We start from the raw sequence: 19,673 nt of genomic DNA, 5'->3' as shown, positions 1-19,673 counted from the left end.
CCGATTATCGAAGTACCGACGGCGACCAGGCATGCTCAATCAAAAGTTCCGGCACTGCACCTGATTCGATCCCCACCGACCAAACATCTTCATCCCCTACGGCTCCTTCACGAGGCAGCCCGTACAGGAGTGTTGAATCATTGAGCCATTCCGCTTGGTCATCTATGCTGCGCGGCTGCGCCAGAAGGGTTTCCGTATTGCTGTCCAACTCCAGCACCGCCAGGTTCCAAAAAGGTGTGGGCCCAGGCTTGAGGTTCTTTTTGAACGCGATCTTTGTCCCATCGGGGGAAAGTGAGGGGCACTCAGCATTTTCTCGCAATGACGTCAGGGTCCGTTGTGCAAGATCGCCCCGTACCAGCCATGTCTTCTGGCCCGAGGCGGCAGTGGCATAAAAGGTGTTCTGGTCCTGAGTAAAGGTGACACCCCACACATTTCTGTCTACGGGGGCTATGGGCGCCCCATCAACCAGCAAGGTGAAGTCCTCCAGGTTGCCATGATCTCCCCCAGCCGTTTTGGTAATGACTGTGGCAGTGGAAAAACTTGCCGGCGCATAGGCATGGCCCGTGACAAAAACAGTTGTAGCGAAAAGTTGCCCATCAGATGAGACCCGCACCCGGCTGGGATTTCCCGGCAACGGATAGTCCTGTTGTTCGCGCCACTGCGAGTCGTACCGCACCGCCTGGAAGGTTGTCACAATACCGGCGTTGGTCCGCAGGCACATTTGGGTTCCTGCGGCCGCATATACCCTGTCACAGACCGCCTCGGTGACGGTCCGGGGCCCCGCAGGCTCTTCCAGTGGGACCATGGCTACGTGCCCATATCCGCTACCCGGCGCGGTGTTTCTAAAAATGATGCGCGGGCCGGTGTGCCAGGTCTCATCCGTTGAAAGCGCCACTCCTGAGGCACTCTGCGCACGCAGCTGATACTGGTTGTAGGACCACAAGGCGTAGATGACAGCAGCCCCCAGCACCACTATGGTGATGGCAGCCAGCCATGCCATACGGGTCCGCGCACTCATACGGCATCCAAGGCGGAGTCTCCGCTTTTAGCCCCAGGTAAAAGTCTGCGGACAAGGATCACGGCCGCAACCAATGCGGCTGCCAGCGCCACGGCGGCAACCACCATGGCATGTTCACGACCAAGCATGAACCACAAGGTGCCGAATCCAACGGAGGCGAAGAAGCGTGAGGCCGCAACCACCGTCTGCGCAGCCGCAATGCCGCTGGCTTTGCTGGCTTCCGGCGAGAATTGACCGGCCAAAGCTGCCAGAACACCATCAGTGGCAGCGTAGAAGACGCCAAGTAGCAGAAGGGCGCCAATAGTGAATGCTGCTCCTGTGGCGGGCAGTACCGCACACAGATAGGCTGCGAGCAGGGCTCCGTGTCCTGCGATAAAAACCCTCAAGCGCCCCCACCGATCCGCCAATCTGCCCAGCGGCACTGCGAGCACCAAATAAGCGAGGTTGGTCCCAACATAGAGCAAGGGAAACCATGTTGCTGCAAACGAGGCCTTGCTTTGCAAGACCAAGTAGATGAAGCCATCACCTATAGTGACCAGCCCCAATATCCCTGCCAGCAGGAGTAGCCGGCGCATCTGGGGATTGTTCAGTTCACGCCATGCGAAGGGCGCGCGAGAAACAGCCTGCGAAGCAGTGTCCGCTATAGCTGCTTGCTTCTCCAGCACCCTTTGCCGCCGGCCTGGAACAAGGAGTCCCAGCACTGCTAGACCAAGAACACCACAGGCCAAGGACACGACAAAGACGGTGTGGTAGCCGTTAGGGATCAGTAGCAGCACTATAAACGCCAGCAGGGGGCCAATAGTGGCACCTACCGTGTCCAGCATTCGGTGCACACCAAAGCTCCGGGCCAGGTGTTCAGGCTGGGCCGCTTCGGTGATCATGGCGTCCCGGGGTGCCGTGCGAATACCTTTGCCAATTCGGTCCAGGCCAATGACTGCTGTAATGGCACCAAAACCTGTTGCAAAGAGCAGCCACACCCGGGCGAAAGTTGATAGGCCGTAGCCGAGAACGGCGATCGCCTTGTGCCGGTCGCCGCGGTCTGCCGTCCATCCGGCACCAATGCGGACAATGGCTGAGATACCTTGGTGGATGCCGTCCAGGAAGCCATAAGCCACCATGGACAGCCCCAGAACACCAGTGATGTACAGCGGGAGCACAGCTGCTACAGATTCCGAGGAAATATCGGTAAACATGCTCACGATCCCCAGCGAAATGATCACTGGGGAAATCTTGAAGGGCGTACTGGAAGGCCACGCTTGTGCGGCTTTGCCGCCTTTACGGTCAGAAAAGGACAGATACATGTGTAGTGATCCTATTTTCCGGCGTGCAGCACGCCGTAGACAATATAGGAAGCTCCACCTTTGATGGGTGTGACTGTTACGGTGACTTTGTCAGTTCCACGGGTAAACCACGTTGCCGTTGAACCGGCCGAGGCCGGTGCGTCTGTACTACCAAAACCCAGCGGCGCAAAGTGAGCCTGATAGAAAGCCTTCACTGCCAGCGGCTCGCGGGCGGTGTTTGCAACCAGGCTGGTTTGCAAGATGGCGTTCTGGGGGCTGACAGAGCTGCTAATGATTTTTGATCCCTCAAGTGCCGGGAGTGCCTGCTCTGGATACCCCGGCGCCAATTTCCCTGCCGCATCCGCAGACTGTGGCAACGGTGCCACCACGAGAGGTAGCTGCGGTTTCGAACTGGGAAGAAGTACTTGAGTTGCTGAGGGGGCTGGACTATTGACTTCCAATGGACGGCCCGGATCTGGGCTCAGAGCTGGCCCTCCCCCTTCAACGGGCAGGGTGATCTTGGGTTTGAGGCTGGCAGTTGTGGCTGGCGCAGTACTCTGGGCAGTGGCCGATGCCTTGCTTGACTGATTTGCGGCTGGCGGATTCGCAGGAGACGCACTCTGGGAAACCGGTGGTGCGGCGGCGGATCCGTCTCCCTGAACCCCGGATTGCTTTCCAGGCAGAAGGTTCAAGGTAATAGCTCCAGCAAAGATGATTACCGCTAGTCCCAGCCCAAGAAAGAGCAGTTTTCGTGCTTTCATGGTCTCACCAAGCCTTTCGGGCCACCCCGAGGGAGAAGTCCCCGCCACAAACAAATCGTCCGCCTCATAGACGGACGTCATCCTCTTTCATTGTCAGCATATAGCGGGGAGCGCCGCTGTCCCAGTGTCTGTTTGCAACGAAATGGCAACGGCAGCCAGCTCTGCTGTGTCACTGTCCTGCTGCAGGGCTTTCTTGCTGTATTTGGTTCGGCTCACACCGTTCGTGTCATGGGAACTATCTTGCTGACAACAACGGCGGGGCCCGGCGAATGTTTCACCGGGCCCCGCCTTTGTCTATCAATTGCTGGCTGGCTCAGGAATCCCCTGACAGGGTAGAGCCGTCCTAGGTGTTGCTAGCTGTGCAGTCCTGCGCGTCGACGGTTGCCAATCACAATACCGGCACCCAGGAGCGCCATGATGCTGGCCGCAGCCCACAAAGCGTTGGTGTTGGTACCGGTGCTGGCCAGATCGCCTGTTCCGGTCTGCTCTGTGGTCAGGACGTTGAAAATCCCCACCAGAGTCCGTTCAGAATCAGCACCGGTCAACACAATCTTGTGCTCCCCGGTAGCAAAGTTCTCCGGAACAATCCATCCAATGGATACATTGCCGTGGGCATCAGCCGTCACTGAACCAATATCCGTCGGCTCACTGAACACTGTGCCTGAGACTACTTCTCCTGGCAGGAACCCAGTGCCCTTGAACGTGATGGCAGTACCCCGGTAGGCGTCTTTAGCAACAATCACACCGGCAGCAGCCGTGGTGGTGCTGCCCGCGGCGGGCCCGCTCGTCGAAGGTGTTGTAGACGGCGCTGTCGCCGGATCAGACGTGGCCTGCGTCGTAGCCGGAGCCGTCGTCGCCGGATCAGTCGCAGGAGCCGTGGGCTCCACTGGAACCACACCGCAGATTAGCTTGGCATCTGCCCAGTCCGCCCATGCATGCCATGACGCAGTGTTGGCAGTGCCCACAAGAGCGTTTCGCAGCTTAATAATCTGGGCACCGCTGACGTCCACACTGATGGTTGTGGGTGAGTTGGTGTCCATGGCGATGGTTGTGTTGCTGACGAGTTTGCCGTCTGCGTACACCTCGAAGGTGCTGCGCGGAACAACTTTGTCGGTAGCCGCTCGTGCCTTAACGTCATCATCGATGCCAATAACGGCCTGGAATGTGGTGCACTGGGCGCCGACATTGACTTTCACACTGGCCGGGCTGTTGGCGCCCAGTCCCTTAGGATAGGTGATGCCGGCCAGCTTCAGTGCAGGGCCGTCGTTGGCTGCCTTATCGCCTACTGCCTTGTCTCGTTCCAGCGGGCCCCAGCCGTTTGATGAGCTGATCCACGCAAGGTCAGAAACGTAGGCTGTGTCGGGGAGGCGGACTTCAACTCCGAGTTGGAAGGCATAGCTGGACGTGCCTGAGGTCAATGTCACCGGTACGGCAATGCTGCCGCCGGCGGTCGCTGCGGCCGTGACAGGGACAGATACTTTGGCAGTACTGCCCGGCGCCACTGTAGCTACAGGCACTGCTGCTGTGGGCAATGTCAGACCGGTCGCAGTGCCGAACTGCAGGCTTGCGCCCGTCAGAGGTGCCGTGCCACCGTTGCGGACACTGACCTCGAGAGTGCCAGACTCACCGGCCGCAAGTGCTAGTTGACCCGAAACTGACGGAGTTGTCGGCAGGCCAGGCTTTTCGCCCGGTGTCAGTCGCAGAATTGCTGTGCCATGGCTGGGCACCGTGGCAGAGAACGAACTGGACGTGTTGGCCACGTCTACCCCGTCCCACAGCGACCGGACACTGTAGGATCCTTGGCCATTTACCTGCGTCACAGTAGAGCCAACGGTGGCCGTTGCGCCAGTGGTGTTGAACAGCGCCACTCCGATGTCACCGCCAGAGAGCGGCTTGGCCCACACCTGCAGACCGTTTGCGTTACTCACACGCACAGCCTGTTTGCCCAAGGGGTCCTGATTTACGCCAATAACCTCCCGGTTGGTGATGGTTTTTACAGTCTCTGCCGGCAGCTTTGTCAGATCGGTGCCTGCAAAGAGCGGTGCAGCCAACATGGCCCACATGCCGAAGTGGCTGCGGTTCTCATCTGCGGTCAGGCTTCCGTTGCCCACCTGCAGCATGTCAGGATCATTCCATGCGCCGGGGCGCGCATAGGGCGAAAGCTCGGCCTGTGAGTTGATGATGCCCGTGATGGATCCCCAGTTGGGTGCTATGTCATGGGTGGTGCGCCAAAGATTGGCCACATCAGCACCCCAAGTCCAGGGTTCGGTGACACCGTATTCGGAGATTCCATACGCTATGTTCCGCCCGGTTGCTTTCAGAGCATCACGCATCTTGCCAAAGGCGGCGGGGCGTTTGAGCTGGTCTGTTTCGTCAGCCCTGCACCAGTCGTACTTGAGGTAGTCAACACCCCAGGTTGCAAAGGTATCGGCATCCTGTTGTTCATGGTTCAAGCTGCCCAGCCCATAGATGGGATAGCTATCCCAGAAATTCGCGCAGGTCTCTGTTCCCGGAACACCGTAGATTCCAAACTTCAAGCCTTTTGAATGAATGTAGTCTCCCAGTGCCTTCATGCCGCTGGGGAAACGGTCTGGATGGCTGAACAAAACACCGTCAGTCCCCCGGCCGCCTTGCCAGCAGTCATCAACCACTACGTACTCGTAGCCTGCCGCAGCCATGCCATTTGCCGCCATGGCATCTGCGGTGGCCTTGACCATGGTCTCGTTCAAACCGTAGCAACGGACTTGATTCCAGCTATTCCACCCCATGGGCGGTGTCAGAGCAAGGCCGTTGTCCAATGCTTGGGCCGGCTGCACTCCACCCGCGGCAAGGCCGCCCACCAGGGCTAACCCCATCAGCGCGGCCGTGGCGGACTTCCAGCCAAACGGCGCCTTGGGTTTGAACTTTGATTTACGCACGTTGCAGAACTCGCAATCTCTTCAGGCAAAGTAGATATCTGGGATAAGAATCAACCACATGTTATCGATAACGTGATGTGGCGCACAAGGGCTCTTGTTATCGTGCTGGATTATTAACCCAACTACTTACTTGGGGCGGCCACAAAACGTGCCAATCAATGCCCTCAGAGACGGGCGTTGCGCGGCTTCGGCTGGCAGAAGGGGCATCTGTAGGAAGAGCGGTTCATGAAGGTTTCACGCCCAATGATGCTGGTTAGGCCAAGTTCCTCGCAGCGGTAGCAGGATTTGCCTTCCCGGCCGTAGGCATTCAAGGACCGCGCAAAGTAGCCGGAAGCGCCATTGACGTTGACGTAGAGGGAATCGAAGCTGGTCCCGCCGGCATCCAAAGCTCTGGTCATGACCTCGCGGGCGGCATGAATGATTCTCTCCGTATCGGGACGGCGCATGGTCTCGGTGGGGCGGGCGTAGTGCATCTTGGCCGCCCAGAGCGCCTCGTCGGCGTAAATATTGCCAATCCCGGACACCAATGATTGGTCCAGCAGGGCACGTTTCAGCCCGGTCTTCCGTGCGCGGAACTTCTGATGCAGCGCCTCCAGATCGAAGTCCGGATCCAACGGGTCCCTGCCAATGTGAGCGGCCTCAGCCGGGATTAAGGCCAAACCCGATCCTCCGCTACCTCCGGGGAGTCCATCGGAGGTTGGAATGAGAGAGGTGACAAAGAGTCCGCCGAAGATTCGTTGATCAACAAACCGCAGTTCCTCGGGCGCATCGGGCCGCAAAGAGAAGGAAAGCCGGACCTTGAGGTGTTTTTCGTGCGGCTGCTCCCGTGATTCCACCAATAGTTGTCCGCTCATGCCCAGATGCGCCACCAGGGCAGTGTGTGGCACGGCAGTAGAGGAGGGATCGTCACTGAGCGGAAACCACAGGAATTTGCCTCGCCGGACAACGTCCAACACCGTGGTACCGAGCAGGTTGCCGCGGAAGTCCTCAACACCCAATGCGTGACGGCGGATGGAGCGCGGGTCCGGCACAGCAACGGAGGTGATGGTGCGCCCGGCAATCCAGCGTTCTAGACCCCGGCGGACTACCTCAACCTCGGGCAACTCAGGCATTACTGCCCGGAGGGCGACGCGGTGGGTGAGCCGGCTTCGGAGGAGGGGTCGGCGTCGTACTTGGCAGTGGGGGAAAACTTCTCTCCCAACACTATCCAACCGGCAGCTGCGGCGGCGCGCTCGGCTTCTTTCTTGGACGGACCAACGCCGGAACCGTAGTGCTGGCCGCCGATGACCAGCTCCGCGGAGAAGCTGCGGTCATGGTCTGGGCCGGTGCCGGTGATCTCGTAAACAACGCTGCCGAGGTGGCGGGCGGCGGAAATTTCTTGAATGTTGGTTTTCCAGTCGGTCCCGGCGCCCAGGACAGCAGAGTCGGCCAGCAGCGGGCCAACTAAGCGCATGACCAGCTGGCGGGCGATTTCAATGCCGTGCGTGAGGTAGGTGGCGCCGATGAGCGCTTCCATGGTGTCAGCCAGGATGGAAGATTTATTCCGGCCCTTGGTGAGGCGTTCGCCCTGGCCCAAATAGATGAATTCACCCACACCGAGCTCGCGGGCAATAGAGGCCAGGGCGCGGGTGGAGACCACGGAGGAACGGCGCTTAGCCAGGTCCCCCTCGGGAAGTGTAGGGTTATCGCGGTAGAGCGCGTCCGTGACGGCGAAACCCAGGATGGAATCTCCCAGGAACTCGAGGCGCTCGTTGGTGGGGATGCCACCGTTTTCATAAGCGTAGGAACGGTGCGTCAGGGCAAGACGAAGCGTCCCGGCATCAATACTGACACCGAGACGCTTCAACAGCAGCTTGTGTCCGTCCGTGAGTTCCGGTGATGGAAGTTCTGCGGACATGACACTCCTGCTAAATATTAACCAATCGAACGGGCGAATGCCCGAACGGACGTTTTAGACGTCAGCAACCTTACGGCCCTTGTATTCCAAGAACAGTGCGGTACCAGCTGAGTCGGTGACGACCTTGGCCTGGTGCGGCAGGCTGTAGACAACCTCGCCGTTTTCAATGGTCTTGACCAGAGCAGGCGCGGTGGCCTTCCACTGGGAACGGCGTGCGCGCGTATTGGCACGGGACATCTTCCGCTTGGGAACAGCCACGGCAAACTCTTTTCTCTCGATAACTCACAGGCATCTGCCCATGAGTAAAACTTATTTGCTAGTTTTCTTCGCCGGTTAAGCCCTGTAGGGCAGCCCACCGAGAATCTAGGATCTCGTGATGGTGCCCCGGCTCATCCGCAAGGTGTATTCCGCATTCGGAACACAGACCCTCGCAGTCTTCCCGGCACACCGGCTGGAACGGCAGGGCGGTTACCACTGCGTCCCGCAACACCGGTTCAAGATCGACAGAATCGTGCTCGACCCAACGTTGCTGATCTTCTTCTTGTTCAAGGAATTCCGCGGACGGCTCCTCGTAGAAGAAAAGTTCTTGCACATCGACTTCGAAGTCATCCTCGAACGTCTCCAAGCAGCGGGAGCACTCACCTGTCACTTCAACAAGTACGTTACCCGAAACAAGAATACCTTCATGAACGGCCTCAAAACGGAGTTCCAGATCCAATTCGGATCGCGGAACCGCGCCAATGAGCGGGGTGCCAAAATCTTCCGGCACAGGTATACGCTCTTCGAACTTCCACATACTGCCTGGGCTGCGCCCAAGCTCCCTTACACTAACGGTGAGGGGCGTGCCATGGCTGGGCTTGGTGCCCAACGTGGTTTCGCTAATGAGAACTCCTGTAAGAACATATGACCGACGCACTATCGTAGCCCGAAAGCTCCCGGGCATCAAAATGAGTGGTACCAGACCAAATTGGCCTTATTCAGTCTACGACAAAAAGGGCCCACTCGGCGAACCGCTCTGCGTGATGTAACTCTCAGCCAGGTGGTGGTGCACAAATCCCTGCGCCAGCACCCGTTTTCCCCCAGGGCGGCGACGTTTAGGGGCCTTGGAACGCACGACGCCGGATAGCTGGCTCGGCAGATCGGCCCACCTACCGTTGACAGCGACTTCAAGGCATAGTAACTGCCATGATCATTCCTGTGTACATTCCCGACTGGCAGATTGGCGATGGCGATATTGCCCCTCCTGCCATTGGCCAGTTGCTGGATCATGTGCTGGTGCTGGAAACCCCTGACGTCAATCCTCACGGTTTCTACGGCTGCTTCGGCACGGAGATCACCTTGGCCTGCGTTGCGGTACCCCGTCCGGACCATCCCGGCGGGGAGCTGGGCACCTTTCCCACGGAGCTGGAATGTGAAGGATTCTCCGTTTTCTGGGCCGCACCGCGGCGGGTGGCCGGGCACCTGACCGTCACGGGTATCCTCAGCGCCACCGACTACGGCGCCGCCCCGGAGGGTTTCCCCCGGGTTCAGGGAACCATTGTTGCCCTCACCGAGTCCTCACTGATCTATGCCACCGAGAATCCGGAGGGAACATCATGGGTGCCCGCTCCCGGAGAACCCCAGATGCTCAGGCCGTTGGGCAGCTACCCGCCGCCTGCCGCACCTGCCAGCTCCGGCCCATCGCCGCACAAGAAGGTGACCGGCTGTGTGGTTGACGTGGACACGTCAGTGACTGATGAGCCAGCTGTTGCCGCCCGTGCCCGGTTCGATGGCCTCATCAAGGTGCGCCTGTTCCCCGACTATGCAGGCACCGCCCTATGGCTCCATGACCCTCTGCCGTACCACGATTCGGCGCTCTCCCCGTCACTGGTTGCGGCCTTGCAGGAGTGGGAGGCGAGCTATTACTCGTCCCTGACGGCCGATGATGAGTGGGTGTCCCCTGAGGCGGCTGCCACTTTCACCGTCACTGGAAACTCACTCGCGCAGAAACTGGCCGAGGAGCTCGGTGAGATGTTCGCCGTCGAATTCCACTCCTACGAGCATGGGGCACAGCGGCGGATGTTCACCTCAGGGGTTCCTGCTGCGAATCCAGCCGCCGCCAGCGCCCTCTTGGCCCTCGTTGCGGCCGCCGCGGCGGAAAAGGCCCGGCTGGAGACCTTCTCAGCACTCCCGGGCACCGGCTGGTTCGCTTATTCGCCGCTGTCGGAAACCACGTTCCCTCCGGGGGTGGATCCCGGCACCGCTGGCGGTCCGGCTGAACCCCCTCGCCCACCCGAACAATAATGCCGTCAACCATCTGCACACGTCCGCCGGTGCAAGCGCAACGGGCACAGGCGGTTACCGCTTGGGCTGGACCACTGAGACAGGGGTGGTGTCTGGCCCCACGTCTCCCTGCAAACGGCGCAACACGGCACGCGGGACAAAGTCCGCCACATCTCCGCCGAGAGTGTGCACTTCTTTAATCAGTGTGGAGGAAAGGTGCAGGTAGCGGCTGTCGCCGGGAAGGAACACTGTCTCCACTCCGGAAAGCTGACGGTTCATGGTGGCCATAGGCAACTCGTAGTCAAAATCCGAGGATGAACGCAGTCCCTTCACAATGGCGGAGACACCACGGGCGTGACAGTAGTCAGAGAGCAGCCCCTCGCCCATGGGCTCCACCACAATTCCGGACAGTGCGGAGAAGGTATTCCGGGCCATCTCCAAACGCTCATTGAGAGTAAACCGGTACTTCTTGGCATAGTTTGTGGACACGGCCACAATGACCTCATCAAACAAGCCGGACGCGCGGGCAATCACCTCAATGTGTCCCTTATGGATAGGGTCAAAGGATCCGGGGCATACGGCGCGTCGCATACCCACGAATCTAGCCGACGCGGCATACCTCTGACCAATGTTTTGTTGTGGGACCGTCATGTTTCAAACAGTACTGACTAGTAATGCTCCGGCAGCAATCCACCAGGGCCGGGCGGCACCGGATAGTTCCCGGCCGCCTACTAGGGCTTAGCGCACCAGTGCCGGTAACGTAGCCACGTAACCCGCACTACTTTAGGAGCACCCATGAGCACGCCCTGGCACCGAACCGCGCAAGGCGCCAACCTGCTGGGCCCTGACGGTTCCCTTGGCGTGACCATCTTCGAGGAAATCACCACCCTCGCCAACCATCACCAAGCCATCAATTTGGGTCAGGGCTTCCCCGATGAGGACGGCCCGGCCGAGTTGAGCAAGCTCGCCCAGGAAGCCATCGCCACAGGCAATAACCAGTACGCACCGGGCAAGGGCATCCTCGATTTGCGCCGGGCAGTTGCCGAGCACCAGGACCGCTTCTACGGCATTTCCCTAGACCCGGAGCACGAGGTCATCATCACCACCGGCGCCACCGAGGCCATCGCCGCCGCAGTTTTGGCGTTGACGGGCCCGGGCGATGAGGTTCTCACTTTTGAGCCCTTCTATGATTCCTACGGCGCCATGATCGGGCTCTCCGGCGCCACCCACACCACCGCGGCGCTGCTGGCACCGGACTTCATGCCGGATTTGGCAACGCTGGAAAATTCTTTCAGCCCTCGTACCAAGTTGGTTATCCTCAACAACCCGCACAACCCCACCGGTGCCATGTTCCCCGTGGAGGTGCTGGCCGAAGTGGTCCGCCTCGCCATCAAGTACGACGCCGTCATCCTCACCGATGAGGTCTATGAGCACCTCACGTTCGGTACCCGTCACATACCCGTAGCCACGCTCCCCGGCGCCGCCGCCCGTACGCTCACCATTTCCTCTGCCGGGAAGACCTTCTCCTTTACAGGCTGGAAGATTGGGTGGCTCTCTGGCCCGGCGGAGCTGGTGGCTGCGGCCCGCACCGTCAAGCAGTTCCTGAGCTATTCCTCCGGTACGCCCTTCCAGGGTGCCATTGCCGCCGGCCTGCGGATGGAGGATACTTTCTTCACGGACGCGGCGGCAACGCTTGCCCGCAAACGTGACATCCTCGCCGAAGGACTCCGTGCAGCGGGCTTAGATGTCTACCTGCCACAGGGCACGTACTTCATCAACGCCGATACTCAAAAGCTGGGCATCACCGACGCCACCGCACTGGCACGCCGGCTTCCGAAGCTCATTGGCGTGGCCGCCATTCCCGTCCCGGTGTTCTGCCACCCCGAGGGCGCCCACCGCACCCGTTCCCTTTTGCGCTTCGCATTCTGCAAGCAGGAGCCTTTGCTGGAGCAGGCTGCCGAACGCCTCGCCACCTTGAAAGACAAGCTCTAATGGCGATACCTAGCCGTTTCCTGCGCACCAGCGGCGTCCACGCCACCATTGAACCCGATCCCTGGCACAATGATGCTTTCGTTCTGAGTATTGATGGCGCGGAGCAGTCGCACGTAAACCTTGTTGCACCGCATGAAGTGTTCTACGAATACCTGCGACGCATTGCCAATGCCATTGATCTGGTCAAACCCGCCGGTGAGCACATCACGGCGCTGCACCTGGGCGCCGGTGCCCTCACGTTGGCACGCTTCATCCAAGCCACCCGGCCCGGATCTGTGCAGCACGCCGTTGAACTGGAACGGGGACTGCTGGACTTTGTCATGGAAGCCTTGCCACTGCCCGCGGGCACTGTCCTAAACACCCACGTAGGTGACGCTCGGGAGGAGATGGCGGCCCTGCCTCTGGAGCTGAGGTTCGATGTCATCATTTTGGACATTTTCAGCGGCCCCGAGGCACCTGCCCACCTCGCCTGCGCAGATTTCTACCGAGAAGCCGCAGCACGTCTGGCACCGGGAGGGGTACTCGCAGTCAATGTGGGTGACGAGCCCGGTTTCACACTGGTCACGAGCCAAACGAAGGCCATGCAGGAAGCCATGAGCAACGTGGCCGCTTATGGTACGAGCATGCTATTTAGCCGCCGCTATCCGGGCAATATCATCTTGCTGGGGCGGAACCAGCCGTGGCCTGACGGCTGGGCTCAGGCACTCGTGGCAGCAGGGCCGCATCCGGCAACGGTTTTGGCTGGAACTGACGTGGATGAGCTGACCACCTAGCTAGATCCCCTGCCAAGCTTCACGTCACTTGGGCGCCCAAGCGCAGGCCATATCCTTGCCGCCAAGGTCCGATTTGACACCGAATATTCTAAAGCCCACCAGGCTCCATCCCTCACGTTCTACTAAGGGAGAGTCGATTTGCTCAAAAATTACGCCGTCCTGTTCGGTAGTGGCAGCCACCTGGGCAGTCTTAGACGGACTCGCCCACAGATCGACTAGACCTGGTGTAGCGTCAGGATTTGCTGGTCCAGGGCACATGCCACCCCAAGCAACAACCGGGGCCGTCTGTACCGGCCACATCTCTGGTCCGGAGCCATCTGTTGAACCTGTGCTATCTGTGATGACAGTAATGGTTCGTTTCTTCAAACCCGTACCCGGCTCAGAGCATGGAATCTCGTCATCAACTCCAGGAATGTGCAGGTACTCCGTCAGATTGATGGCCCCATCGGTGATCTCCGGCGGCAGGACTAACGCGTAACAGCTGGTTTCAGCTATGGGATATTTCAGCTGCACAGCCCCGGACACATCAGCGATCCAGATGTACCAAAAACCTCTACCACCCTCAGGCGTCGCACCGTTGAGCTGGGCCACGGCATCCTCATCACCATCCCCGTCAACATCGCCATAGACCACCTGGCCAAGCTTGAAAGAGCTGGAAAACTCCCCGGGATTCTTCGTTGCCTCGCCGTTGACCAGCGTCACCTCGTACGGGAGTTCACGTCCCAGGAAGGAGTACATCCACGTGGTGTTGGCAAGATCAACGCTCCGAATATCTACTGCGCTGGAGGCCGTTGCAGCGGGGGGCGTTGAAAAGGCTGAAGGTTCAGTGCCAGCCAGGCTCGTTGGGGTAGTGCCGATGGTAGCTCCGCCCGTTTCTCCCCCACCCCCTGATTTTTCTGCAGTCCCGCCAGTGCAGGCCGTCAGTGAGGAAAATGCCATAGCTCCAAGAGTGAGCGCAATGATTGCAGTCCGGGTACGCATAATTGAAGCCTTTGGCTCGGCAAGTGTGCAGTGTCCTGAACTTATGACAGCCCCGTGGGCCTGTCAACGGTGGGTTTTCAATCCCCCACGCCCCACCTTGCAAGCCCTCCCGAGGCTGTGCCTAGCGAGAGAGACCGCCGTTACACGGCCCGTCTTCCCAGTGCACGGGTAGATTCCCGTAGAGTGGAATACTGTTCGGATTAGCACCTGGACGTTTTGCCGTCTATTCATGGAGACCAATGTCCCGTTCAACAAGACGCCCCTCAACGGGCCGTCGCAGCACTACCCAGCAGTCGTTCCGCCGGTTGAACCATGCTGTGGATCATTCCGAACGCAACAAGCGCCGCGTCTTCGCCGTCATCGCGTCAGCAGTCGTGATTCTGGCAGCCGCAGCATTGGCACTGGCTCTGGCACCCCTCTTCTCCAGCTAACCGACGAAGACTCATAGGCAACGCTGCTATCCGCTAATGTTAGGGCAACACTGGTATGGAACGGCATACCGTGGGCTCTTATTGTGTTTTCTCCTGCACTGCAAATCTTCTTGCTCGTGCAGGAAGTATCCGGCTGGAACAGGCGTCTCTGAACCGCAATTCTCGCTCGCAGTCCACTAAGACTGGTCTCGGCCTCGCGTCTTTTTTGGGCCCTGTACGGCCCCAGTATTGGTCCCGTCAACGCAGGCTCAAGAGTCGAGTGCCGCAAGGACAGGGATCCCTCTGGCTCGGGGAATAACGAACTTCTTAGGTTCTAATGCTACGTGAACCGTTCATATTCCAGTGCTGAGCTGGAGTTGATCCTCACGTCCGTCACGGCGAAGACCAACTCGTAGCTGTGGCGCGACGCGTGGCTGACCACATCTTCAAGACGTTCGGCCCGGATGGCCTGCAAAAGTCCTGTGGCCACGCCGAGATTGAACTGGGACTCATGGAGTTCGCCCGCTCCACAGCTAACAACAAATACCGGGACCAGGCTCAGCCGTTCATTGAACGGCACGGCCACCGCACATTGCCGGACATAGAGCTCGGCCGGGACTACTACCACGACGATACGCCGGTACGCCGGTACGCGAGCGCACCGTGCTTGTGGGCCATGCCGTGCGGGCCCTGTACTGCGCCGCCTCGGTAGTGGACCTGGCGTTGGATACACGAGCGACAGAGATGCTCGCCGCCGTGGAACGTCAACAAGAAAATACGGAGGCGGCACTCACCTACAACACCGGTGGATTGGGCTCCCGTCACACGGGCGAAGCCTATTGCGAAAGTTATGCCGTGGTTGCCTTCCGCATGCTCTACTGTCGAGTGCTGCTGCTGGCCACGGGCAAGGCGGGCTATGCCGATCTGATCGAGCGGACGCTGTACAACATTGTGGCGTCGGCGTCCTTCCCTGACAGCCGTGCGTTCTGCTACGCCCACACGCTGCACCGGCGCAGTCCGGATGAGGCCGCCGAGCCCCAGGAACAGAGCAAGCGGGCGGATTCCAGCATCGATACAATCCGTGGTTCCTGGCGGTGCGGCAGGGTCCGCGTGTGCACTGCTTGGAGTTCTCCAGTCTCCCGGCGGGCGTACATGTGGATGACTGCGTGATGGTGCTCGGCACCGCGTCCATCCCTGAAGGTGGACGGCAACTTCTCCAGTGCCAATTGAGCATTGGAGAACGTGCCGCCTGGCCCTATGGCGATGCCGCGCATGCCGCTACCGGCACCGTCGCTGCAGGTGGCGCTCATCCCGTATCAACAGTGGGGCAATCAGGGGCCGGTCACCATGCGGGTGTGGCTGCGGACCAGTTAGCCTCATCAAGAAACGTCCGATGCCGGCCTTCCCCGCCAGTCGCCATCTCACCTCCCGCTGAGGTGAAGATGGCGGCGGGTGCGTACTGGACGCCATCTTCTCCCTTGACGCTGCCCGAAACGTGGCGGTGAAAGCTGAACCCCATCAGGATTCAACTGTTAGGACGGAGCCGTCGCGAGATCTCCGCAGCACAACGCTTCACCTCTGGCCACCAATTGGTGGCAAGATCGTCCAGACCCACGATGAGTTCTTGGATTGTCCCCGAAGCCGCATTCTTGCCCAGCTCAGCCGGGCTCAACCGAGACCGGTTGGCAACGGTGAGAGTGACGCCAGCGGTAGACACCCCGCTGCGGTCAAATACCGGAACTGCGAGACTTGAGAAACCATTGGTGACCTCGTCCTGTTCCCAGAAGAAGACTCGCTCACGGATGCTTCTCAGCAGCGCATTGAGCCCACCCATCGATTGGATATCAGTGTCATATCTGGTGAGGACAGCCTCCGGTGCCGAACAGAGGGCCACCAGCTGGTCCGAGGACATGGCAGCCAACATAGCGCGCCCACTGGCAGTGAGATGGGCAGGTAATCGAACACCTGGCTTGGTCACAAGCACGCTTTGCAGTTCAGCCTGCTCTTCAATGAGGAAGTTGACTTGCCGTCCGCGCATGACGGCAAGGTGGGCAGTCAGCTTGGTCCGTCCTACCAGTTGCGCCAGGGGAGAACGTGCCAGACGCTGAAGTGGAACTTGGCGCGTGTAGCCCGTGCCCAGCTCATGGGCTGTCACATCCAGCTCATATTTGCGCTCTTCGGACAGATGCACCACAAAACCGTCGTCCATCAGCGCTGCCAGCAAGTGATAGATGGTGGAGCGAGGCTGATACCTGCGGCAAATCCTATGAACCCATGCAATTATGCTAACCGCCGCGTATCTGTGATCACGGCCCTGGTTGGCAGGACACTGATCCCGATCTGGTCCTGTGGCGCTCTCTCCACTTCCCACTCTGGGCTAACCGATCACCCGATGGGCGCACAGTTGGAAGGGGCCATTGAAACGTGACTGGCATGATCCCCCGTTAGACTGGGCCGATGTCTGCCTCCAAATCACCACTCAGCCGCACTCTACGTCGGGTTGCCCTGGCGGTGCTGACAGTGCTGATCATATGGCTGTTTTTCGCGTTCCAGCTGTTCTACAACGTGCGCACCCCTCCCCTGAAGAAGGCCGACGCTGTGGTTATGCTTGGCGGCGCCAGCAAGGAACGGTTGCCTGAAGCTTTAAAGCTACGAAATGAACTCGGTGCCCCGATCTTGGTCCTGTCCAACACCGGCACTCCGGGAAATGCTTCGGCGGACAGCTACTGTGAGGCTCATTCTTTGGATCCGTCGGTGATATGCTTCCTCCCTGAGCCCATGGACACGCGCGGCGAGGCGGACGCAGTTGGACTTCTGGCGAGCGAACGTGGCTGGAAATCGATTGTGGTGGTGACCTCCAAGTACCACGTGGCCCGGTCGGAACGCCTGATGAACCAATGCACGCCTTCCAAGGTTCAGTTGGCGGCCACAGATCCTGAGCTATCGGCGGCACAGTGGCTTCGGCGCTTTGTCATTGAGACCGGCGGGTTACTCACGGTATTCTTGAATCCAGAATGTGATTCCCCCATTAGGTAAGTGAACGGCGGATGAACGATGAGAGGCTGGCCGCCAAACGTCTGGAAGAATACAAACGTCGGATATGATGGCCTCTAAACCACATTTTCATCCTTGGGGGAACTTTGCCTGTTGTCATGCCGATTTACGGCACCCGCCCGGAAGCCATCAAGATGGCCCCGATTGTTGCGGCCCTGAAGGCCTCTGACACGCTGGACTGCGTGGTGACGGTCACCGGGCAGCACCGGGAAATGCTCGACCAGGTCAACGAATTGTTTGACATCGTACCTGACCATGATCTGAAAATCCTCAAGCACGGTCAGTCGCTTTCCCGCATCATGTCGCGGACCATCAAGCGTCTCGATGAGTTGTTCGCCACCAACGCACCTGATGCCGTGGTGGTTCAAGGAGACACTACAACCTCGACTGCTGCTGCCATCGCGGCGTTTTACCGGGGTATTCCCGTTGTCCACGTAGAAGCAGGCCTGCGCAGCCACAATCTTTTCTCTCCTTTCCCCGAAGAAGCCAACAGGAAAATCACCACGCAGATCGCCAGCTTGCATCTGGCCCCCACCAGCACAAGTAGGAAAAATCTGCTGGATGAGGGGGTGAATGAGGCTGCCATTGTGGTCACAGGAAACACAGTGATTGACGCACTGCTGACCACGGTGGATAAAAGGGTGCCGTTTACCAATCCTGCCCTCGAAGAACTCGATGCATCGGATAAACAAGTCCTGTTGGTAACGACTCACCGGCGTGAGAACCAAGGAGGCACAATGAGGGGTGTCGGGCGTGCACTGGCAATCATCGCCGACACCTATCCCAACATGATGATCGTGCTGCCGGCTCACAAGAATCCGGTAGTGCGCAAAGCCATCCTCCCCGCACTCAAGGGCAAGTCCAACGTCATTATCACTGAGCCATTGGCATACGGCGAATTCACCCGATTGATCTCCATGGCCCACATTGTCCTGACAGATTCTGGCGGCGTGCAGGAAGAGGCCCCCAGTCTGGGCAAGCCGGTCTTGGTCATGCGCGAAAACACTGAGCGTCCCGAAGCCGTCCTGGCAGGCACTGTTAAACTCATTGGCACCGACGAGGGCGCGATAATTTCGGAAGTAGACAGGCTCATGCAGGACCCTACTCACTACGAATCCATGGCACTGGCTACGAACCCGTACGGCGACGGCAAGGCGGCGGCCAGGACGGTTGCGGCGATTGAGCGGTTGCTTTTACATGGTGCGCGATTGCCGGACTTCGAGCGATAGTCCCACTGAAAGTCACGATCCTACACTGAACGACACAGCCTCCATGCGGGTAGGACCGTCGTGGGCTCAAGAATAAGACATTGCCGTCGAAGCCGGACTCCTTCTGGCAGCTTGTCGAAAGTGTTGTATGGTGGCTGTTGGCCATGGCTGGTCGGACTTCGCGAAGCTCCCTCCCGCGGGCGGCCGGTGCGCCTAGATCGGGCCAAGTCGGTGCAGCAGTTCGCGGGCCGTCACGCTCACCCAAACGCATGCGCTGGCTACGGCGAATGCGAAATGGCCCACCGTCAGGGTCTTCCTCTAGGCAAAGTGCGGGCTCCTCCGCTGCGAAACCTCAGTCTCGCCCAAGGCGCACCACCTAGCTTCCGGCGTCAAAAATTCGTCGAACAAGTGTCAAATTCTATGCCTGTCATGCACCGGTCGCCCCAAAGTTCAACTGGTCCTCACCGATGAAGTATCGATCAGTTTGCCCGATGGGCTCACTTGTGCAGGTGTTTCCAAGCTCCAGCACTGCGTTCACGGATCATACTTGCCTGTACCCGAGAATGATAGACAAGGACGTCGCGGCTTTAGCCCGGTGTTCGACCCCGCCAGAGACAAAGTGGCGCTCACGCTATGTCGAATACTCACCTGGAAGGACTCAGTGGTGACGAACACCTAAGCGCCCCGCCACTATCAACATCGAGCAGGTCGAAGATATCGTGGTCTCACCTTGGAAAGTACTCCGGAAAAGCGAACCACTGGTACGCCCCAATGAGGCAGTGTGCATCGGCCTGCAAATCCACCGTCGTGCGGATTTGAAGGCCCTATAACCTGACGCCCAACCGTACCGACCGGTTCAAGCTTTGCGCAATCCGTTCGTCGTGGAGAAGGGCTACGTCATCGGAGATCTCTCTCCCTCAACCTTCACGAATCCGGGGTGACACTCAGCACTAGCGGAAAGACGCAGGTCCTAGAACTGTCCAGATCAATGCCCGCGAACCTGGTGATGTTCGGCATGGCCCCCGAGCCTGTTCGCGGTACCTCGCCTACGCTGGCAGAGAATCAGACCCGCTCATATCCGACAACGCGATAAATGCCAACCCCCACGCCTGAACCGGC

The 19,673-nt window shown here is 59.3% G+C and carries 20 protein-coding genes; 9 read left to right on the top strand and 11 right to left on the bottom strand.

Translation table 11 applies throughout. The annotated features are described in order from the left end of the window. Positions 1-4: 4 nt before the first annotated feature. The 8 genes from CVS29_RS15980 to CVS29_RS15945 all read right to left on the bottom strand — a co-directional run bounded on the left by CVS29_RS15980 (position 5) and on the right by CVS29_RS15945 (position 8,643). Positions 5-1,018: a TolB-like translocation protein gene (locus CVS29_RS15980; RefSeq protein ID WP_110107326.1), complete on the bottom strand. Its 1,014-nt coding sequence runs from the start codon at positions 1,016-1,018 to the stop codon at positions 5-7. Beyond that, positions 1,015-2,319 carry an MFS transporter gene (locus CVS29_RS15975; protein ID WP_110107325.1) on the bottom strand — a complete coding sequence of 435 codons (1,305 nt, stop codon included), beginning with the start codon at positions 2,317-2,319 and terminating at the stop codon, positions 1,015-1,017. The genes CVS29_RS15980 and CVS29_RS15975 overlap by 4 nt, the downstream gene beginning before the upstream one ends. Before the next feature lie 11 nt (positions 2,320-2,330). Further along, on the bottom strand, positions 2,331-3,059 hold the full coding sequence (locus CVS29_RS15970) for a hypothetical protein (protein ID WP_146213085.1): 729 nt from the start codon (positions 3,057-3,059) through the stop codon (positions 2,331-2,333). A gap of 353 nt (positions 3,060-3,412) precedes the next feature. After that, positions 3,413-5,977 (bottom strand): NPCBM/NEW2 domain-containing protein, encoded by a 2,565-nt coding sequence (locus tag CVS29_RS15965; RefSeq protein ID WP_110107323.1) that lies wholly within the window; start codon positions 5,975-5,977, stop codon positions 3,413-3,415. 164 nt (positions 5,978-6,141) lie between these two features. Further along, the gene (gene mutM / locus CVS29_RS15960) at positions 6,142-7,089 is read right to left on the bottom strand and encodes a bifunctional DNA-formamidopyrimidine glycosylase/DNA-(apurinic or apyrimidinic site) lyase (protein WP_110107322.1); all 948 of its coding nucleotides are present in this window, start codon (positions 7,087-7,089) and stop codon (positions 6,142-6,144) included. Beyond that, the gene (gene rnc, locus CVS29_RS15955) at positions 7,089-7,874 is read right to left on the bottom strand and encodes a ribonuclease III (RefSeq protein ID WP_110107321.1); all 786 of its coding nucleotides are present in this window, start codon (positions 7,872-7,874) and stop codon (positions 7,089-7,091) included. Before rnc ends, mutM begins: the two co-directional genes overlap by 1 nt. Positions 7,875-7,928: 54 nt before the next feature. Continuing rightward, positions 7,929-8,132, bottom strand: coding sequence for a 50S ribosomal protein L32 (gene rpmF, locus CVS29_RS15950; protein ID WP_054011667.1), 204 nt, complete (start codon positions 8,130-8,132; stop codon positions 7,929-7,931). A 58-nt stretch (positions 8,133-8,190) separates the two neighbouring features. Beyond that, on the bottom strand, positions 8,191-8,643 hold the full coding sequence (locus CVS29_RS15945; protein ID WP_373366694.1) for a YceD family protein: 453 nt from the start codon (positions 8,641-8,643) through the stop codon (positions 8,191-8,193). 416 nt (positions 8,644-9,059) lie between these two features. Between CVS29_RS15945 and CVS29_RS15940 the strand changes: the two genes are divergently transcribed. Next, positions 9,060-10,157 carry a hypothetical protein gene (locus CVS29_RS15940; protein WP_110107319.1) on the top strand — a complete coding sequence of 366 codons (1,098 nt, stop codon included), beginning with the start codon at positions 9,060-9,062 and terminating at the stop codon, positions 10,155-10,157. 54 nt (positions 10,158-10,211) lie between these two features. Here the strand turns inward: CVS29_RS15940 and coaD are convergent, their stop codons facing one another. Continuing rightward, on the bottom strand, positions 10,212-10,727 hold the full coding sequence (gene coaD, locus CVS29_RS15935; protein ID WP_110107318.1) for a pantetheine-phosphate adenylyltransferase: 516 nt from the start codon (positions 10,725-10,727) through the stop codon (positions 10,212-10,214). A gap of 204 nt (positions 10,728-10,931) precedes the next feature. Between coaD and CVS29_RS15930 the strand changes: the two genes are divergently transcribed. Both CVS29_RS15930 and CVS29_RS15925 read left to right on the top strand, forming a co-directional pair. Continuing rightward, complete coding sequence (locus CVS29_RS15930) at positions 10,932-12,128, top strand: aminotransferase class I/II-fold pyridoxal phosphate-dependent enzyme (protein WP_110107317.1); 1,197 nt, start codon at positions 10,932-10,934, stop codon at positions 12,126-12,128. Continuing rightward, entirely contained in the window at positions 12,128-12,901 is a 774-nt protein-coding gene (locus CVS29_RS15925) for a spermidine synthase (protein ID WP_170121009.1), read from the top strand. Before CVS29_RS15930 ends, CVS29_RS15925 begins: the two co-directional genes overlap by 1 nt. Before the next feature lie 24 nt (positions 12,902-12,925). Here the strand turns inward: CVS29_RS15925 and CVS29_RS15920 are convergent, their stop codons facing one another. Next, positions 12,926-13,882 carry a hypothetical protein gene (locus CVS29_RS15920; protein ID WP_146213084.1) on the bottom strand — a complete coding sequence of 319 codons (957 nt, stop codon included), beginning with the start codon at positions 13,880-13,882 and terminating at the stop codon, positions 12,926-12,928. Between the two features lie 239 nt (positions 13,883-14,121). Between CVS29_RS15920 and CVS29_RS15915 the strand changes: the two genes are divergently transcribed. The 4 genes from CVS29_RS15915 (at position 14,122) to CVS29_RS19220 (ending at position 15,666) form a co-directional block, all read left to right on the top strand. Next, entirely contained in the window at positions 14,122-14,313 is a 192-nt protein-coding gene (locus tag CVS29_RS15915; protein ID WP_110107315.1) for a hypothetical protein, read from the top strand. A 397-nt stretch (positions 14,314-14,710) separates the two neighbouring features. Next, complete coding sequence (locus CVS29_RS19285; protein WP_110107314.1) at positions 14,711-15,004, top strand: beta-L-arabinofuranosidase domain-containing protein; 294 nt, start codon at positions 14,711-14,713, stop codon at positions 15,002-15,004. Further along, positions 14,956-15,462, top strand: coding sequence for a beta-L-arabinofuranosidase domain-containing protein (locus tag CVS29_RS15905; protein ID WP_170121008.1), 507 nt, complete (start codon positions 14,956-14,958; stop codon positions 15,460-15,462). The genes CVS29_RS19285 and CVS29_RS15905 overlap by 49 nt, the downstream gene beginning before the upstream one ends. An 87-nt stretch (positions 15,463-15,549) precedes the next feature. After that, entirely contained in the window at positions 15,550-15,666 is a 117-nt protein-coding gene (locus CVS29_RS19220; protein WP_342766786.1) for a hypothetical protein, read from the top strand. Positions 15,667-15,817: 151 nt separating this feature from the next. Here CVS29_RS19220 and CVS29_RS15900 read toward each other — a convergent pair whose 3' ends face one another. Beyond that, on the bottom strand, positions 15,818-16,516 hold the full coding sequence (locus tag CVS29_RS15900) for an IclR family transcriptional regulator (RefSeq protein ID WP_245932287.1): 699 nt from the start codon (positions 16,514-16,516) through the stop codon (positions 15,818-15,820). A gap of 233 nt (positions 16,517-16,749) precedes the next feature. On the opposite strand from CVS29_RS15900, the gene CVS29_RS15895 reads away from it, so the two are divergent. Together CVS29_RS15895 and wecB are read left to right on the top strand one after the other, a co-directional pair. Beyond that, positions 16,750-17,328 carry a YdcF family protein gene (locus CVS29_RS15895; RefSeq protein WP_110107311.1) on the top strand — a complete coding sequence of 193 codons (579 nt, stop codon included), beginning with the start codon at positions 16,750-16,752 and terminating at the stop codon, positions 17,326-17,328. A 116-nt stretch (positions 17,329-17,444) separates the two neighbouring features. Then, positions 17,445-18,575: a non-hydrolyzing UDP-N-acetylglucosamine 2-epimerase gene (gene wecB / locus CVS29_RS15890; RefSeq protein WP_281268050.1), complete on the top strand. Its 1,131-nt coding sequence runs from the start codon at positions 17,445-17,447 to the stop codon at positions 18,573-18,575. The last annotated feature ends 1,098 nt before the right edge of the window (positions 18,576-19,673 follow it).

This window comes from Arthrobacter psychrochitiniphilus (assembly GCF_003185915.1).
GTDB lineage: Bacteria > Actinomycetota > Actinomycetes > Actinomycetales > Micrococcaceae > Specibacter > Specibacter psychrochitiniphilus.
The sequence above is the reverse complement of the archived record's forward strand: the minus strand, read 5'-3'. Positions and strand labels throughout refer to the sequence as shown.

Coding starts and splice junctions, on each gene's coding strand:
- CVS29_RS15980 (WP_110107326.1), bottom strand. CDS start 1,018: ATGAGTGCGCGGACCCGTATGGCATGGCTGGCTGCCATCACCATAGTG.
- CVS29_RS15975 (WP_110107325.1), bottom strand. CDS start 2,319: ATGTATCTGTCCTTTTCTGACCGTAAAGGCGGCAAAGCCGCACAAGCG.
- CVS29_RS15970 (WP_146213085.1), bottom strand. CDS start 3,059: ATGAAAGCACGAAAACTGCTCTTTCTTGGGCTGGGACTAGCGGTAATC.
- mutM (WP_110107322.1), bottom strand. CDS start 7,089: ATGCCTGAGTTGCCCGAGGTTGAGGTAGTCCGCCGGGGTCTAGAACGC.
- rnc (WP_110107321.1), bottom strand. CDS start 7,874: ATGTCCGCAGAACTTCCATCACCGGAACTCACGGACGGACACAAGCTG.
- CVS29_RS15940 (WP_110107319.1), top strand. CDS start 9,060: ATGATCATTCCTGTGTACATTCCCGACTGGCAGATTGGCGATGGCGAT.
- coaD (WP_110107318.1), bottom strand. CDS start 10,727: ATGCGACGCGCCGTATGCCCCGGATCCTTTGACCCTATCCATAAGGGA.
- CVS29_RS15930 (WP_110107317.1), top strand. CDS start 10,932: ATGAGCACGCCCTGGCACCGAACCGCGCAAGGCGCCAACCTGCTGGGC.
- CVS29_RS15925 (WP_170121009.1), top strand. CDS start 12,128: ATGGCGATACCTAGCCGTTTCCTGCGCACCAGCGGCGTCCACGCCACC.
- CVS29_RS15920 (WP_146213084.1), bottom strand. CDS start 13,882: ATGCGTACCCGGACTGCAATCATTGCGCTCACTCTTGGAGCTATGGCA.
- CVS29_RS15915 (WP_110107315.1), top strand. CDS start 14,122: ATGTCCCGTTCAACAAGACGCCCCTCAACGGGCCGTCGCAGCACTACC.
- CVS29_RS19220 (WP_342766786.1), top strand. CDS start 15,550: ATGGCGATGCCGCGCATGCCGCTACCGGCACCGTCGCTGCAGGTGGCG.
- CVS29_RS15895 (WP_110107311.1), top strand. CDS start 16,750: ATGTCTGCCTCCAAATCACCACTCAGCCGCACTCTACGTCGGGTTGCC.
- wecB (WP_281268050.1), top strand. CDS start 17,445: ATGCCGATTTACGGCACCCGCCCGGAAGCCATCAAGATGGCCCCGATT.